Annotated in this window: 8 protein-coding genes; 1 reads left to right on the forward strand and 7 read right to left on the reverse strand. The window is 69.8% G+C overall.

Annotation, left to right across the window (positions count from 1 at the left end; all coding sequences use genetic code 11):
- The first annotated feature begins 28 nt into the window (after nt 1–28).
- Nucleotides 29–1033 carry an ornithine cyclodeaminase family protein gene (locus tag AOM46_RS08695; protein WP_062207656.1) on the forward strand — a complete coding sequence of 335 codons (1005 nt, stop codon included), beginning with the start codon at nt 29–31 and terminating at the stop codon, nt 1031–1033.
- Here AOM46_RS08695 and AOM46_RS08700 read toward each other — a convergent pair.
- The 7 genes from AOM46_RS08700 to AOM46_RS08730 form a co-directional block, all read right to left on the reverse strand.
- Nucleotides 1002–3287 carry a UvrD-helicase domain-containing protein gene (locus AOM46_RS08700; protein ID WP_062207658.1) on the reverse strand — a complete coding sequence of 762 codons (2286 nt, stop codon included), beginning with the start codon at nt 3285–3287 and terminating at the stop codon, nt 1002–1004. The genes AOM46_RS08695 and AOM46_RS08700 overlap by 32 nt on opposite strands.
- On the reverse strand, nt 3284–10042 hold the full coding sequence (locus AOM46_RS08705) for a DEAD/DEAH box helicase (protein ID WP_062207660.1): 6759 nt from the start codon (nt 10040–10042) through the stop codon (nt 3284–3286). The genes AOM46_RS08700 and AOM46_RS08705 overlap by 4 nt, the downstream gene beginning before the upstream one ends.
- A gap of 97 nt (nt 10043–10139) precedes the next feature.
- Complete coding sequence (locus tag AOM46_RS08710) at nt 10140–11084, reverse strand: hypothetical protein (RefSeq protein WP_062207662.1); 945 nt, start codon at nt 11082–11084, stop codon at nt 10140–10142.
- A gap of 54 nt (nt 11085–11138) precedes the next feature.
- Nucleotides 11139–12296, reverse strand: a complete 1158-nt coding sequence (locus AOM46_RS08715) for a DUF3696 domain-containing protein (RefSeq protein WP_062207664.1) — start codon at nt 12294–12296, stop codon at nt 11139–11141.
- Nucleotides 12289–13554: a DUF262 domain-containing protein gene (locus AOM46_RS08720; protein ID WP_062207665.1), complete on the reverse strand. Its 1266-nt coding sequence runs from the start codon at nt 13552–13554 to the stop codon at nt 12289–12291. Before AOM46_RS08720 ends, AOM46_RS08715 begins: the two co-directional genes overlap by 8 nt.
- An 826-nt stretch (nt 13555–14380) precedes the next feature.
- The gene (locus tag AOM46_RS31735; RefSeq protein ID WP_234313681.1) at nt 14381–15442 is read right to left on the reverse strand and encodes a hypothetical protein; all 1062 of its coding nucleotides are present in this window, start codon (nt 15440–15442) and stop codon (nt 14381–14383) included.
- A gap of 881 nt (nt 15443–16323) precedes the next feature.
- The gene (locus tag AOM46_RS08730) at nt 16324–16779 is read right to left on the reverse strand and encodes an ATP-binding protein (protein WP_062207670.1); all 456 of its coding nucleotides are present in this window, start codon (nt 16777–16779) and stop codon (nt 16324–16326) included.
- Nucleotides 16780–16787 lie beyond the last annotated feature (8 nt).

Genomic DNA, 16787 nt, shown 5'->3' on the forward strand with positions numbered 1-16787 from the left:
ACACCCGGCGGAGAACATAAGGAGCGACATGGTCCTGTTCCTCGACGACCACGACATCGCGCGGCTGGTCACCATGGACGAGGCCCTGGTCAGCGTGGAGCGGGCGCTGGCCGCGCAGGGCCGGGGCCATGCCGCCAACGCGCCAAGACGCCGGCTGCCGTTGGGCGACGCCGCGCTCAACGTGCTGGGCGGGGCGCTGGCCCTCACCGAGGACGGCGCGGTGCGGGCCCCGCACGAGGGGTGGATGGGCGCCAAGATCTCCGTCTCCGCCGGCGGCGGCGCACGGAAGAAGTCCTGGTTCACCCTCTTCGACGGCACGGGCACGCTGCGCGCCCTGCTGGAGTCGAACCGCCTCGGCCTGCTGCGGACCGGCGCGGCCTCCGGGGTCTCCGCCGGTCTGCTCGCGGCGTCGGACGCCGAGGTGTTGGGCTGCCTCGGCGCCGGCTACCAGGCGTGGGGACAGATCGAGGCGATCGCCCGGGTGCGCCCCATCGGCCATGTCCTGCTCTGGAACCGCACCCGGGACCGCGCCCACGCGCTGGCCCGCCGGGTGACGGAACGGCTGGGGCTGAGCTGCGAGGTCACCCCGCGCGCCGTTGACGCGGTCGCCGGCTCCCGGATCGTCGTCACCGTCACCGCCACCACGGAGCCGATCCTGCACGGCGCCGAGGTGCGGCCCGGCACCCATGTGGTGCTGGCCGGCGCCAACACGCCGGCCCGCCGGGAGGCCGACGCGGCGCTCTTCGCCCGCGCCGACGCCGTCTTCGTCGACGATCTGCCGCAGGCCCGCGAGGTGAGCGGCGACCTCCGCATGGCGGCGGCCGAGGGCACCCTGGACTGGTCCCGCGTAGAGCCGTTGGGCGCCCTGGTCGTCTCGGACGCCCAACCCCCCACCGGCACCACGGTCTTCTGCTCCCAGGGCGTCGGCGCCTGGGACGTCGCCCTGGCCCACGAGGCCTACCACCGCGCCCTGACCCGCGGCGCCGGCACCCAACTCCCGATCACCGGCGAGCCGTTGGACGACCGGCCCTGAGGTCAGGGGGCCAGCGTCGCTCAGCACTCGCCCTCAGTGGACGCAGGAACCTGCTGGGTGCACCGTTCCAGGAGATTGCCAGTGCGTCCCGGGCCCTCGTCGCCGCCACGAACAACAGGGAGCGTGCCCGCTGCAGTTCCCGTCTGTGACGGAGCCGGTCAGTCTGCCTCCAAGCATCCACCGAGGCTCGTGGGACCAACCCTTCGGAGACTCCGGCGATGATCAGACAGCGGTACTCAAGCCCTTTGAAGCGGTACATGGTGCCGACCCGCACGCCCTCGTTGTGAAGCGGCCCCTCCGACGTGATCTTCGTCGACATGATGCCGTGGCGGCCGAGCCGGAAGACGACCTCGTCGACCAGCTCGTTGGTCGGTACGCAGATCGCGACGGACTCACGCGGCACATCGTGCCAGGACCGCAGTTGCTCGACGACCAGGTCGAGTTCCTCGTCCCAGCTGTCGGCGCCTCGCAGCACCGGACGGGGACCATGCAGCACCGATCGGTAGCCGGCCAGATCATCCGTTCCGCCGTCGAGATCGTCGTAGTCGGTTTCTTCCAGGACTCCGAGCGCGGACCCCAGGATCTCGCGGGTGGTGCGATAGCTGAGGGTCAACTTGGTGGACCGGCCGCGGATGTTGATACCTAGACTGCCGAGAGTGACCTGGTTGTCGTAGATCCTCTGGTGGGTGTCACCGACGAGAAAGATGTCGTCGCCCCCCTCCGGCGCCATCGCGCGCAGCATTTTCCAGTGGGCGGGCCCGAGGTCCTGGGCCTCGTCGACGACGATGTGTCGGTAGCGATAACGCAGCCAGGCGCCGGTGCCCGACTCGGCGTGGATGTTGCCCGGGCGGCCGTTCTCCTCCTGCCGCCGCCGCTCCTCGATCTTGTTCCTGCGGGCGATCTCCAGTTGGGCGGCGCGCTCCGCCACCTGGCGGTGCGTCTCCAGGCCCCTGACCTCCAGTCGTTGGGTGAAGCGCTCCGCAAGCTGCCAGATCTCGGCCCGATCGGCGCGGGAGACACTGCGTCCCCGACCAGCCCGCCGGACCCGGAAGTAGTCCGCTCTGGAGGCAACGGCCTGCCCCAGGATCACCTGGTTCCACTCATCGCTGAGGAACTCCGCGTCCCAACGGCTCTCACCCGTCTCGACAAGAAGTTGCCGCCACTCGCGCAGCGCCTGAGCGTCGTCGATCCGGCGGCGGCTGCTCCCAGGCACGGACTCGCTGACGACCTTCGAAGCCAGCTGGTCGACGTGCGTGATGTCGACGCGCGCCAGCGTCTCGGGACCTCCGAGCGAGATCAGGCGCGCACGCAGGTCGGCGGCCAGGTTCTTGTTGAAGGTGGTGAGCAGCACCGGCCTGCTGTGTCCGGGGGGTAGCTGATCGACCAGATGTTTCACCCGGTGCAGGGCGACGATCGTCTTACCCGTGCCCGGCCCGCCGCTGACCCGAGCGGCACCCGAGTAGGTCCGGCGCACCAGCCTCTCCTGGGTGGGGTGGAGGAAGGTCTTCCAACGGCCGAAGTCGCCCTCCTCCAGGATGCTCTGGAGGGACTCGTCATGGGTGATCACCACGGCTGGCGACCGGTCGACCGCCGTCTTCCAGTCCTCGGTGTCGATGTCCTCTCCCGCTCCGACCGCGACGGGTTCGGTGACCTCCTCCATCGTGCGCTGGTACGAGACGCCGTCACGCAGCCGAAGCAGCACCTCACCCGTATGCCGTGGCGCATGCGCTGCCAGCCCGCGCAACGCGTCGTCGGTGGTCAGCTCCAGGACGATCGGGATCAGCGACTCGGCCACCCCGAGAGCGGCCAACTGCTCTGCGCTGAACCGCGCGAACAACGGCTCGTCGGCCGCTGCCCGCTCGGGCGGCGAGGTGTCGGCCTTCCGCCGCAGCACCTCGTCCTCGACCACCCGGAGGTTCACGTACTCGATGGCGCCCGTGACCTGGTTGATGCCGTAAGCAAGGCGGTCGAGGTCACGGTGGACGTCCGCGCGATGCTTGACGGCGACCAGGAGCCAGTCGTCGTCGCCCAATCGCAGCAGCAGGGCCCGAAAGTCGGGACTGACGCGCGCGGACCACAGCCGCTGGTGGCCCTTGAGCGGCTTGAGATCAAACCCACCGACCGTGGGGTTCTTGCGAAACTCGTGCTGGAACGTGTAAACCGCCGCCACCACGGCCGGGTCCAACCTGGAGATCTCCCTGTCCGCCTTGTCCAACAGTCGCAGTGTCACGCCCGGCGTGCCCGTGCTGGTCATCCGTCTAGCTCCTCATCGCTCCCGTCAGGTCGCTCGGTTGCCTCGGCGGGGCGCGCCAGGATCTCCGCGAGCTGTTTGGCGTCCCATGCGGTGGCGGGCCGAACGCGCCAGCCGGCCGCCTCGTAGGCCTGGTCGCGATCCTCCGCCTCACGGTCGGAAGCGCCGTCGGCACCGGGCTGGTGGGCCAACACGACGCCGACGCGGTGGGCGGGCCACGCGAGTTCGGCGGGCCAGGCCGCGACGCCCAGCTCGAAGCCGGCTTCGGGCGCGCGCGTCCCCAGAACAGCGAGACTCTCGGCGAGTTCGGCCAACCCCGGCTCGTCCACCAGGTAGGCGATGACGTCTTCCCAGGCGGGGTCGCGCACGACCGGTTCCGGTCGCCGCTCCGCCACGTAGGCCCGCTCGGTCTCGCCAAGACCCGGCCCGGGCTCGGGGCCTCGCCGGCGGGACTCCAGCCAGCCGACGCCACCCGTCACGGCCAGTTCCAGCGGGTCGAAGCCAGCCAACTGGCTCGCCGCGAGCTGCACCCCGTCGCCCTCGCCCTCGTTGAGAAACTGGATCACGTTGGTCCAGTACAGCCAGGCCTGCCAGCGCCTCCGGTGCGCGTTCCCGTCCCCCTCGACGCCCCCCGGGCTGTCGTCGAGCACGGTGAGCGCGGTCCACACCGCGCCGGCCTGCCCTCGACGAAGGTCGAGCGCGATGGTGAGCGGACATCCACCGGCGTCCCTTGTCGCCATGACCTGGACGGCTCCCCGCCCACCGGACAGCCGCTTCCCGGCGAGCGCCGCACCGATCCGGCTACCAATCTCCTGGCCGTCCGCGAGGGCCCTGCTGGTCGCGGAGACCGCGGCGAATCCGGCGAGGGCGCTCTGCGCGCGCCGGCGCCAGGGATCGGGGTCGGGGCTGGTCAGGTAGCCGATCAGGGTCTCGACGGGGTTGGCCCAGATGAAGCGCGGCAGATCGCGTGGGTCACCGCCGTGCAGCCGTCGATGGATGTCGGACGCCGTCTTCTGCGCGGTGTTCTGGTAGGGCACCCACACGGGGTCGGGGGACGGCTTCGACTGGCCGGTCCAGGCCCGCACATCGTCCCAGGTGAGTTGGAAGACCTGCCAGCCGTGTTCGGAGCGCAGCCGGGTGCGCTTGGCCGCGTCGTCGGCGATGCGGTTGTGTTCGGGACTCGCGTGGTAGCGGTAACCGTCGAGGTAGACGGCGACGCGCCGCCGGTCGTCGTCGATGCTGCGGAACACCACGTCGGGCACGGTGAATCCGAGGTCGGCCTGGGTCTCCATGCGCCAGCCGCTGACCGTGCCGTCGGGGGCGGTGAAGCGCAGCGTGGTGTCCCGCTCGCCGTCCGGGGTGAGCGCGGTGCGCACGCTCACATCCTCCACACGTTCCGCCCAGGCCAGCAGCCCTCGGCTGAACAACGCTTCCAACTCGCTCTCCACCTGACGGACAAGAGTGATGTCGCGCGTTGTCGCCGCCTCCTCCACGGCCCAGCCCTCGCCGTCCCGCCCCAGCAACTCTCCGAGCATGTCCAGGGCGTGTTCACGGGAGACCAGTTCGTACTCGTCGTCGGCGACGTGCCGCAGCAGGCAACGGTGGCAGGCGGGGCGTCCCTCGGCGACGCAGACGCACGTCTCCAGTACCGCCCGGCCCTTAGTCAGCACATCGTGCAGCCCCTGGGGTGCGGCGAGACGGTGCAGATAGCCGGTGCCCCCGGGGAGGGTGTCGTACAGCACCAGAAAGTGCCTGCGCAGGTCCTGGTCGCCGCCGCCGGGTTCGGGCATCGAGTCGGTGACCACGGCCAGATGGTCGGGGTCGCCACCGTAGCTGCGGGCGATGCCGGCCAGGAGTACCGCCTTGAAGGACACGAGCCGTTCCTGGGTGTGCGCGGTGACGGCGGGGATCAGGACGCGCAGCGCCTCGCTGCGCAGTTCGTGGGCGAGCAGCAGCCGAACCCCCTCGCTCCCCGCCCGGGATCCGTCGGGCTCCTCCCGCCGTCGGGGGCACCAGGGCCGGTGGAACGCCGTGCTCGAAGACGTCGGGGGTGCCGTGTGCGGCGTGCCCTGCTGCTGGGCCACGGGGCCGCCGTCGGGGTCGGCGTATCCGCAGGAGTCGCAGACCCAGAAGGGGTTGAGCCGCACCCCGCGCCCCGCGAACGCCTCTTCCACGCCGCCGGCGATCTGGGTCGCGCCGACGTTGATGTGGCGAATCTCGGCCTGGCGGGCGAACTCCCAACCGAACGTGGCCTTCCGGTGCTTCCACGCCGCCTCGACGTGTTCGCCGGGGATGTCCACGGCCGGGACGACGGTGTAGTGGCGGCGTTCCCGCTCGTCCGTGTCGTCCCGGACGCGTGCGTCGTCCCGCTGGTCCCTGGCCAGGACGCGGCGTGGGACCAGCACCTTGTGCAAACAGCCGACATCGCCGATGGCGGCGGAAGCGCAGCGCGGACAGCGGGAGGTGTCCCGCTGGGCCCGGTGGGCGCGGACGTGGCCACAGTCGGGGCAGACCCGCCACCAGGCCCACGCGGGACGGCCTGGACTGCCGATGTCGAGGCCGCTGATCCGGTGCTTGTAGCCCTGGACGTAGTAGTGGTTGCCGGGTGCGAAGTCCGTCAGGGCCAGGCGTGCCGAGCGGGCGTGCCGGAGCGTCTTGCTTCGGTGCTCGGGGGGTTCGGTGCCGGTCTGTTCCTTCCAGGCGAGGGTCGCCTCCAGCTCGGTGACGGTGTCGACCAGGCTGTAGTTGGGCAACAGCCCCAGATCGACGAGGGCGCCGTGCGCGGTGGTGCGACTGATCTCCCTGGACTGGTTGCCCACGGCACGTCGTTCGGCGCGCAGTTCACGTCCCTGCCGATCGTGCTCGGGGTCGCCCGCCACCAGCTCCGCGTGCGCCTCGTCGATCGCTTCGATCCTTCGCCGCAGGTCGTCGCGCCGGCTCTCCCACTGCTCCCGGGCCCGGTCGAGCGCCGCGCCCAGGCCCTCGGTCGCGTAGCGCCGCAGCTCGTCGGCTGCCTGCGGGCTCACACCCGTCCCCCGTTCCTCGTCGTACGGGGGGAAGAGCACGAGGAAGCTGTCGGCCAGCGTCCCACCGGCGGTGAGCGCGGCCTCCCGGAACTCCGACAGCCACCCCGACTCGCCGAACAGGTCGGTGGCCCGGTGCGGCAGGGGAAGGACCGGGACGCCGTCCCGGGTGAGCAGGCGGCCCGCGGCGGCCAGGTCGAGGAGGCGCGCGACATACTGACGGCGCAGGATCTCGATCGCGGAGAGGTAACTGCCCGGGGGCCGGATGTCACCGGCGATCATCAGCCGTGGATCGTCCAGGTAGTAACGATCCCTGGGGCTTCGGCCGACCATGGTCAGCAGATAGGCGTTGCCGGTGGCCCGGCCGGCCCGGCCCACCCGCTGGACGTAGTTGGCCGGCCCCTTGGGCAGCGAGGCCAGCACCACGGCGGACAGATCCCCGATATCGATGCCGAGTTCGAGGGTCGGGGTGCAGGAGAGCACCTGCGGATTGGCGTAGTGCGCTTCGGTGCCCTCCCGGAAGGCCTTCTCCACGGCCTCGCGCCTGGGGCGACTGAGGGTGCTGGTGTGCTCGGCGGTGTTGATGGTGAAGACACCGGCCTCGCGATACATCCGCCGGTAGAAGTCCTCGGTGAAGTCCCGGCCCCGCAGGCCGCCTTCAAGGTCCCGGCCGGTGCGCAGCAGGCCGCCGCACCGGTAACGCGGGCAGGTCTGGCCGTGCCACTGGTCGGCCAGGTCGGGGTGGATGGTCTGCTCCCAGAAGCAGACCGGGCAGTGCGCCGAGGCGTCGGCCACCTGGTCGTCCGCCAGCTTGCGGATCCGGAGATGGCCGGGCTGGAGCCCGAACACCCGGGTGACGCCGTCCCTGGCGGTGCGGGCCGAGAGCACGTCGGCGTCGGCGAGCGCGGGGAGCAGGCGTCCGAGGAAAGCGTTCGCGGCGTCGGGGCTCATACCGAGAGCGCGCCGGGTCCAGTCCTGGTACCAGCCGAGCCTTCCGGTCAGCACGTCGAAGTCGCCGCTGCCCTGCTTGGGGCTGCCCAGCAGGAACGCGGGCGCCGACACCCCGGGGGGGAAGGCCGGCATACCGGGTGATCGCCCGCCCCAGATCAGCCAGCGCCGCACTCCCGCCTGGTCGATCCAACCGTCGAGCCACTTGTGCCGGATCGCGCCGCGGGTCCGCAGCCGCTCCAACAGCCCGCGAACGTAGCCGATCATGCGGTCGGGGCCCGGCACGGAGCCGTCCGGCAGCGCGATCTCTCCAGGTGTGGTGTGGAGGAGTTCGCGGACGATCTCGACGATGGCGTCCGGTCGTTCCAACGGAACGTCCACGGCGACGGTGCGCGTCAGCTCCAGGGTGCGGCCCTGCCGGGAGCGCAGTCCGAACTCCAGGACGGCGGCGAAGGCGAGCCGTTGGGCGATGAGATCCCAGACGGCTCGGGAGCCACGACCACGTCCGGCGAGCAGGGTGTCGACCCCTCGGACGACATGCAGGTCGGGCGGGATGACGGCGGCCCGCACCGCCTTGCTTTCCACGACATCGGCGATGAGGTCGGCTGCGAGGTCGTTCAGCGCGATGGGCTCCTCCTCGTCGATGCGACTGGCGAGGAGCGAGCGGAAGGAGAAGGTGTAGGAGCGGCTGGCCACATAGCCGGCGCGGTGGGCGGCGTCCTGGACCGAGTCGTTGAAGAGGAGGGTCTTGTCCTCCCGGAGACTCTTGTCGAGTTCCCCACCGGTGAACAGCTGGGTGATGGCCGCCGAGGCGAGCGCGGCAAGGCCCGTTCCGAGGTAGCGGATGGCGTTGAAGGTACGGCAGGCCGGGCACTGGTCGCCCCGGGCGGCCCGCTCGTCGGCCAGGTCCGTCAGCACGAACGCGCCGTCCTGCGGGGGCTTCGCCACCGGCGGCCCGGCGCCGTCCCGCGACACCTCGAAGTCGGACTCGGGCGACAGCGGGCGCAGCCGGCCACGCATCCCGTCGAGCACCATCACCACCGGAACGCCGCGCGGCTGCTCGCCGCCGAAGGCCGCGTCATGGACCTGCCGTGGGGTGGCCGCGATCATGTTGCGAACCCGACGCTTGTCGCGACTGACGGAGGCACGGCGGATCTTGGACGCGTTCATCACCAGATCGGCCGGGTCCGCCTCGGGGGACAGCGCGGCCCAGCCCGAGCGGCCACACTCCCGGCAGAAGACGGCCGGGAGGAATACCTGGGCGGGCGGCGCCGCACTGTCGTCGGCGGGCGCCACCACCCCGTCGCCCGAGGGGCGCGGGGCGAGGCCACCGCCGGTGGTACGGGACAACGTCCCATCGGCGGTCACCCGCTCGTCGTCCCAGCGGAACTCGGCCCGCGCCGTGCTGATTCCGCGCAGCAGCCGGGAGACCGACCGCACCCAGTGGTGGATCTCGACGGACAGCAACGGCCGGGTCGGCTCGTCCGGATCGCGGGCCGTCGACAGCAGCGCGACATAGCGGGCGAACGCCTGGGCCGCGACGGCCGGAGCCTGCTGTACCGCCATGCCCCAGTGGTAGGCGTATCGCGGCAGCACCTCCACGATCTCGGCCATGGTGCGCGGACGGCCGTCGAGGATCTCCAGAGTCGCGGCGGTCAGTCGGTGGCGCCGCAACGCGTGTCCGAGCCGCGCCGGGCTCAGGCCGCTCCTGCCGGTGAACGCGGCGGCCAGTTGGTCCAGGGCCGCGTCGTCCCTGGTGGGGTCGCCGAGGGCAACCACCTCGTGTGGCGCCGGGAAGGGCAGCGCGAAGTCGCTCTCCCCCGCGAACTCCTCGGCGTCACGCCGTTCTTCGGCCACCAGCGAGTCCGGCGGGAACGGGACCCCGAAGACCTGCTCCGCCACCTCAAGCATGGCGTCACTCTCAGCGCCGGCCCCGGTCTCGCCCAGGGTGGCCGAGGTGGCGATCGGACAGACCGGGCCGAGGGGCCGCCCGGGGCTGGCCAGTCCGCTGACCGCGCCGAGCCTGCGCAGCAGCATCGCCACATCGGTGCCCTGGGCCCCGTCGTAGGTGTGGAACTCGTCCAGCACCACATAGGCGAGCGCGGAGCCTTCGGGGGCGTGCCAGAGCCGCTGGTCGGCCGGCCGCTGAAGCAGCAGGTCCAGCATCTTGTAGTTGGTGATCAGGATGTCCGGGCGGGTGCGCCGGATCTCCTCCCGGTCGACGGCCACCCGTGGGTTGGCCTGCTTGAACTCCTTCGACGGCCGGTCGCCGATATACAGCCCGGCCCGCACGCCCGCGTCCCGCAACCGCGTGTCCGCGCTGTCCAGGTAGTCGTTGATGCGGTGGGCCTGGTCGGTGGCCAGCGCGTTCATCGGGTAGAGCAGGACCGCTTTGATCCCCTCACGGCCGGCTTCGCGCTCGCGACGGCAGTGGTCGAGCAACGGGATGAGGAACGCCTCGGTCTTCCCCGAGCCGGTCCCCGTGGTCACCAGGGTTGGCCTGGCCGGCCCGTGCAGCGTGGAGAGCCGCTCCCAGGCCAGCTCCTGGTGGCGGTGCGGTCGGAAGCCGCGCGGCCACCAGGTGAGGTGCCGCTGCCAACCGTCGCCCTCGGCGGGCCGGAAGGGGGTGCGGACCCGGAGGTAGGGGCCTCGGAAGATGCCGTCCTCGGGATCGGCGATGAACTGCTCCAGCGCGTGGCGGGTGCTTTCGTCCGCCAGCGCGTAGGTCGTCGCCAGATACTGGCTCAGGCTGTCGCGCACCTGCTGGGCGGCGAGGGTCGGTCGCACGCGATGCTCCTTCCGTGCCGGGCCACCGGAACACGGTATCCGGGGGGTGGTGGCGTCTGCCGCGCCCCAGGCCGGTTCGGCCGGCGACGCGGGTGCCTCAGACGCCGAGCTTGCGCCCCACATAGGCGATCCGCAGCGCGCGTTCCCCGTGCAGCAGACGGAAGTGGATGCGGCCGGGCTTCGGCAGGAACTCGCAGTGCCAGTCGAAGAGTTCGTCGCGCTCCTCGTCCGGGAACCAGCACAGCCGGCGCCGTGACTCGAACTCGGTGCGCACATCGGACCGCCACTGCGGCGCGATGGGGCGCGCGGCCGGATCCCAATCGGCGACCGCCGCCGCAAGTTCGGCCAGCCGATCGCGCACCGGCTGGACCCACACCGCCGGCAATTGCCGCAGATCCTCCTCGACGCGCGGCAGGAACTGGAGGCCGGGGAAGAACACCTCGCGCCGCTCCCACAGTTCGGCGCCCCGCCGCACGGCGTCCAGGCCGCCCCGGCGTAAGGCTTCGACGCCGTGCAGGAGCCAGCGCCGGTGCGCCTCGTGGTGGTGTGGGCCGGACAGGTGACGGACCGTCACCTCGCCGGTTTCCGAGCGGACCTCCCCGTCCGCGTCCTCCACCAGCTCCTCACGTTCCAGGGCCAGCCGGTCCGTGTCCCAACGGGCCTCCACCGCCAGGGAGACGCCGAGGCCGCCCAGCAGGTGGGCGACGCCAAGGCCCTCCACGGTCTCGCCCCCGTGCCGGTACTCGACACCGTCCCAGGAGTCGTCGCCGGCAGGCAGGACGGCCCGGTGCGGGGACCTGGCCTGCATCAGCATCAGCCGCCGCCAGAGGTCCCGGTTCCTCGGGTTGCCGTGCCACTTGCCGATCGGATACCCGTCGGCGAGTTGGAGCGCCCCGATCGGGACCGCGCTGACCAACACCGTGTCCCGGTCGGTCCGCAGCACCGCGACGACGGCGCGGGCCAGCTCCGTCATGGCCCGGTCGGCGAGCGCCGGGGCACAACCGGTCTCATAGGACCTCTCGTTCAGGAACAGCAGCGGCACGTCTCCCCCTCCTGTGTCGTGCGTGCTTCTCGCCGCTCGGGACCCTGGACCGGGTCAACTGAGCAACTGGTCGAGCGTGTTCTCCAACTCGTCGAAGAAGCCTTCCGGCCACTGGTCGAGCAGACCGTCCCGGTCGACGCGCGGGCTGACGACGTCGGCACCGGTGCCGTCTCCCCGGAAGTAGTGCGGGAGGACGTCCTCGGGAGCGAGCGCCCCGGACTTGACGGCGAGCCGCGCCCCGTTGAGCACATGGTCGCTGTGGGTCTCGACGATCAGCTGCCCGCCCCGCGCCGCGGCGGCGGCGGCCAGCCCGGCCATCCGGGTCTGCGCGCGCGGATGAAGATGCGCCTCCGGGTTCTCCAGCAGCACGAGCGAACCCGGCCGCGTGGTCAGGCAGGCGACGACGATCGGCAGGGCGTAGGTGAGGCCGAACCCCACATTGGTCGGGCGCCTGCGGTGGTTGGTGCCGAGCGCCCCCCCGAATCCGTAGGACAGCCGGACGGAGTCCGTTCCCTCGATGGCGGCGGCCTGGAGGTCGACCCCCGGGCACAACTCCCCCATCCAGGCGGCGGCCTGGTCCAGGAGCAGTGCCGACTCGGCGCGCGGGTGCCGCAGCGGGCCCTCGGGGATCTCGTCCCTGGCGTGGTGCCGCAGGTAGTTGACGGTGTGCTCGCCCCGCACACCGAGAAAGCCACGCCCGATGGCCGCGTGGTGGTCTCGGGGGTAGAACTCCGCCGGGGAGATCCGATCGGCGTGCAGATACTGGAACCCGGCCGTGAAGTAGCTCGGGATGACGGCCGCGTCCCCGGCCGGCCCTTCCGTGCCCTCGGTCGTCGCCGGCAGCTCGGCGTCGATCAACGGCAGCAGGTTCTGTTCCGGTTCGTAGGCGACCGTCCAGGAGTAGCGGTACGGGCCCTCGTCCACGGCGAGGGTGATCGCCGGCTCGTCGCCCGTGAAGTCCTCGTGCAGGACGTCCTGCCCGGTGCCGAGGCCGACCAACTCCCCGTTGAGGAGAAAGCCGCTGCCGGAGACGTGGCCCGCCCCCGCCCGGTCGAGATCCCCGGCGGCGTGCGACTGGTGGAGCAGCCCGAGGGCCTGTAACACGCTGCTCTTGCCTGAGGAGTTCAGCCCCGTCAGCAGGGTGAGCGGGCCAAGCGGCAGCTCCAGATGCTGGAACGCCTTGAAGTTCGTCAGCGTCAGCCGGTCAAGCACCGTTCGCTACTCCTCGGAAAAGCTCGCCCATCATCCCGAGCCGCGTCCGCACCTTCTTCGGATCACCGGTCGCCACGGAGATGGCACGGTCGAAGTCCCAGTCCTTCAGCAGGGCGAAGAACCTCTTGTGCACCTTGTCACGCGACGCTACCAGTTCCTCACGCTGCCCATCGTCCAAGGCGGCGAGATTGACCGCGACCGCCTCGAACAGGGCCTTGTTGATGGGGGACTTGGCCCTGCCCCCGTGCCACTTCCGGAACGCGTGCTCCCCGAACAGGTCGGTGGCACACCGCATGGCCTTGCGGAACTCCCGGGCCAGCACATCCCGTTGGGCGTCGTCGAGGTCGTTCACGCGGTGCATGGAGTCCACCAGGAACTGATCGAAGTCCTGCTGGGTGTGCTTCGCCGGATCGATCACGCGGAACGCCATGAAGCGGAGGACCATCTCCCGGTCGGCCATCCGCTCGTTGGACACGCTCTCCCCGGTCGCGCCGACAAACGCCGGATCCTCCGCGAGGTCCGCGAGGAACTGCCTGGCCGGCCCCTTGATCATGGCGTGCCGGATCTCCTGCGGCTTCAGCGGCATGCCGCCGGTGTTGATCCGGGAGAACACGTTGAACTTGACGGTCTCCGGCGTCCCATGCTGGATGATGTGCACCACCAGCTGGGTCTCCCGCAGCCTGATGCGCAGCCGCCCGGAGAGGTCCTGGTAGGCGCAACCGTGGTACTGCGTGAGGTAGTCGAGACCGCGCAGGGTCAGGGGACGCATCCCGACGGCGTCCGGCGCCATGAACCGGGCGATCGCGGTCAGCCGCTGGATGCCGTCCACGACCGCCCAGTTGTCCTCCTCGTCCTGCGCCATATGGAACGAGGAGATCGGGATGCGCAGCAGCAGCGACTCGATCAGCCGGCTCTGCTGCACATCGCTCCAGATCCCGGCGCGGCGCTGGAAGTCCGGTGCCAGATCGATCATGCCCTCCCGCAGCCGGGACAACAGCAGATCGACGGTGGTCGCCTGGGTCTCGATCCTGATGCTCTCGGGCCGGAAGGGCGCCGAGATCGCGTCCGGGTCGTCCGCCTCGTCGGCTGGCTCCTCCAACTCGACCCCGGTCGGCCGGCCGTCGTCCCCCACCTCCACCGGGGTGAACAGGTCGAAGAGCCCGGACGACTCCAGGTCCGCGACCTCGTGGTGGGGCTGATACCGCCGATACCCCCGGTCACGCCCGCGCCCGCTGCCGCTGTCCTCCAACCCCGCCATGACTCCCCGCCGTCCTCGCTCGCCGCACCTGATCTCGCGCTGCGCACCAGCCTATCGACGGAGCGTCGCCACGTCAGTGCGGCAGATCCAGTTCGGCGCGGACGGTTTTTCCGGCCGGCACCGGGTGAGCCCGTTGACAAATACTGACGTCGAGTCACTTCACAGGGAGTAACTCGGCCGAATGACATTGATCCGCAGATCGCGACTGGCCCACCGCGCCGGCGGAGAGGGGACGTGCTGTTCGTCGCGCGGAGGCGATACCGTCGACTCCGTCACGGAGCGGCTCAGTTTCTCGATCGAAGGCAGGAAAGTAGTGGCGAAAATCCTTTCGCGTAAGAAGATTGATCCGGCGGTGGACTACTACGGACTGTGCCTACAGGAAGCAGATGACGCGATTTTACCGCTGCGTTATCCGGAAGGAGTAACGCCGCAGGATGGGTTCGTGACGGCGCGAGATGGGCGTGTTGATATCCGTAGCGCGGGACACACGCACACTGCGGTGATGTTCGTGGAAGTGTGGGATGCGCCTCCGCCATCCAGCGAGGACACTTGGGAAGCTGAGGGCGAGGTGGAGCTGCACTCCAGATCCGGTAGTTTGCGGGTACGGACTACGGTTTGGGGGGCTCATCCCGAGCAACTCGCTCTGGGAGATCCACATTGTCATTGGCGGGTTCGGGTCTACTGCTCGGGGCGACAAGAGGTAGCTCGCCGAGCTGCCACGGAAGGACCCGTCGAGGGCGTTGAGCGGTACCTGGTGCAGTTTTGGCCGTCGGAGTGATGCCGCTGGTGCGGCCCTCGGTAGGGGCCGCACCAGGCTGGTCGAAGCTCAGTGGATCCTTACGATGAACGCGTCGTCGTAACCGTCGACAACTCGGTTCTTGTCGTAGAACTGCCCGAGGAGTTGGCCAGCCGCACTGTTGTCGGTAGCAAGGAGAGGAAATGCGGAGCAGTCCGTAACGGGAATCGTCGGGTCATACCCGCCGTCGGTGTAGCGGGGTGCCGAGCAGCCCTGGTAGGTCGTGGCGAAAGGAAATTCGTCACATTCGTAGAGGCCGCCCTGGGTGTAGTCGGCTCCCCAGTAGGTCCGGCAGGTGGATACTGCGATGGAGCGGTTTCGGTTTCGTCGGGTCTGGTCGTGGAAGAGCCTGTTGAGTGGGTCGTTGAGGCTGCCGCCGGCTATGTGCTTTTCCGAGTTGGGGGGATAGGTCTCCTCGGGGGTGGTCAAGGCCCATTCGAGGTGTTCGGCCACTTCGCGTTCTGGTGCGTCCTCGGCGGTTGAATAGTCGAGGTAGCCGATGTAGGCGAGGGAGGCTGCCCCTCCTCTGGTGTCATTGTGCAGGTACGAGGCGGCGTCCCAGCGTGGCGGCAAGATGAAAAGGTCACCTTCGCGGGTGCCATTGACGCCGGTCGGGAACGTCAAGTGAATGGTGGGCTCGTACACCGCCGACACCAGGTCATCGGGGGCTTGCCCCTGCCCCGCGCTGACGGTCAGGGTGTGCAAGAACCCGCCCAGTGCCCGCATCTGGTCGAAGCTCTGCCGAGTCGGGACGTTGCCGCCTTGCCCGATCTGGGCTGAAGAGGGAACAACGAGCGGAATGCTGGTCTCTGGCTCGATGAACAGCGCCGATGTCTGGGTGGTGCCTACCGCGATCATGTCGGTGAAGTGCCACTGGAAGTTCACGGTCCGGCTGTTCGGCTCGACGGTCGCCACCGTCAGAACGATGAACTGGCTTTGCCCGACCACACGTCCGTTCTGCGTCCAGGTCTGAAGGAACGCCGCTCCTGAGCAGGACGCGAATCGAGAGAGAATGTAGGTACTTTGCGTGGTACCGAGCCCTTGCTGACATTGCTCTGCGGTCATCGTCCGTTCGGGCTCAGGGTAGGTCACTTGCGCCGTGACGTCCCCTTCCCGGGGCGCCGGGGGTGCGATCGCGGAGGGCTCGTCGGCGAGCCGCTTGTAGTCCCGAACAGGGCCCACTACCTCCGGTGGCACGTTCCCTTGCGTCTGCCGATCTCGCAGGGGGGATTGTGCGGCCAGGCGCACTGCCTGCGGTAGTTCGCTAGGTGAGGCTGCTGCAGCGCCTACAGGGAGGGTATAGGAGGCCACCTCTAATTCGATCTCCACAGCTGAGGCCGCTGGACCTGCCAGCGGTAGCAACATCCCCGCGCTCAGTGCTGCTGCCCAGCGAACGGAACGCCGCCACTTCGACGTACGGCTCATCGTTTCATCTCCCCACCACGGTCAAAGTTGCACTCATTGTGCTCAACCTGTGACAGGAGAATGGTCAAGATATGCCTTGGTCAACGCTGCGGGGGTAGTCTGACCTGAATCACGGACCTTCTGGCGAAGATCGCCATCTTGCGGGGAGAGCAACCCTGTCCCGCTGGCGGCTGAGGCTGGTACTCCAGCCAACCGGAGCGAGCGAGGATCACCTTCTCAACGGCGGGGACGTCATCGGCTGTGGCCGGGCGCATGGCGAACACGCTGCCTCCTGATGACGAGAAGGGACTACAGGGACGATCGAGCGGCGAGGTGAAGGTCCAGGACTTCGAACGACCGCACTTCTCCGTCCTCGCGGTACGGCTCGTGGGCCAGCCTTCGGACGGCCGCCCGAAGGCCATCCGGGTCCACCAACTTCCCGTCGAAGAGCGGCGAACCGTCGTGGAACATCTCGGCGAACAGGGGACGCGCGATCGTGGTGAGCGTGTGCTGAACGACTTCCGCAAGCGGCTCACGCTCTCGGGATTCGGTGACGTCCGTGCGCCGCGTCAGTGCGGCAGATCCAGTTCGGCGCGGACGGTCTTTCCGGCCGGCAGCCGGTCGAGGACCGCCCACCGGTCGGCGAGCGACTCCACCAGGACCAGCCCCCGCCCGCCGTCGGTCAGGGGGCGCGACGCGGCCGGCCTGACGCCGTCTGACGCCCCGTGGGAGTCCGAGACGTCGATACGGAGGGTGGCGGCGGTGAGGCTGATACTCACCTCGAAGTCGCGCCCCGGCTCCCGGCCGTGCCTGACGGCGTTCGAGGCCAACTCGGCGATGAGCAGGGCGGCGCTGTCGGAGGCGCGGGAACCGTAGACGATCTCCCAGCGGTTCAGCCAGTGGAGAGCGAGCAGCCGGGCGAGGCGGGCCCCCTGCGGCGTGGAGCTGAACAACTGCTTGAACACCCGTGCGGTTTCGGCGATTTGCTGGGTCTGCTGCGTCTGCTGAGTGGGGGGTGGCGTCATGGTCCCAA

Origin of the sequence: Streptomyces sp. NBRC 109706 (assembly GCF_000974485.1) — a bacterium.
Taxonomy (GTDB): domain Bacteria; phylum Actinomycetota; class Actinomycetes; order Streptomycetales; family Streptomycetaceae; genus Streptomyces.

Coding starts and splice junctions, on each gene's coding strand:
- AOM46_RS08720 (WP_062207665.1), bottom strand. CDS start 13,554: ATGGCGGGGTTGGAGGACAGCGGCAGCGGGCGCGGGCGTGACCGGGGG.
- AOM46_RS08730 (WP_062207670.1), bottom strand. CDS start 16,779: ATGACGCCACCCCCCACTCAGCAGACGCAGCAGACCCAGCAAATCGCC.
- AOM46_RS08695 (WP_062207656.1), top strand. CDS start 29: ATGGTCCTGTTCCTCGACGACCACGACATCGCGCGGCTGGTCACCATG.
- AOM46_RS08700 (WP_062207658.1), bottom strand. CDS start 3,287: ATGACCAGCACGGGCACGCCGGGCGTGACACTGCGACTGTTGGACAAG.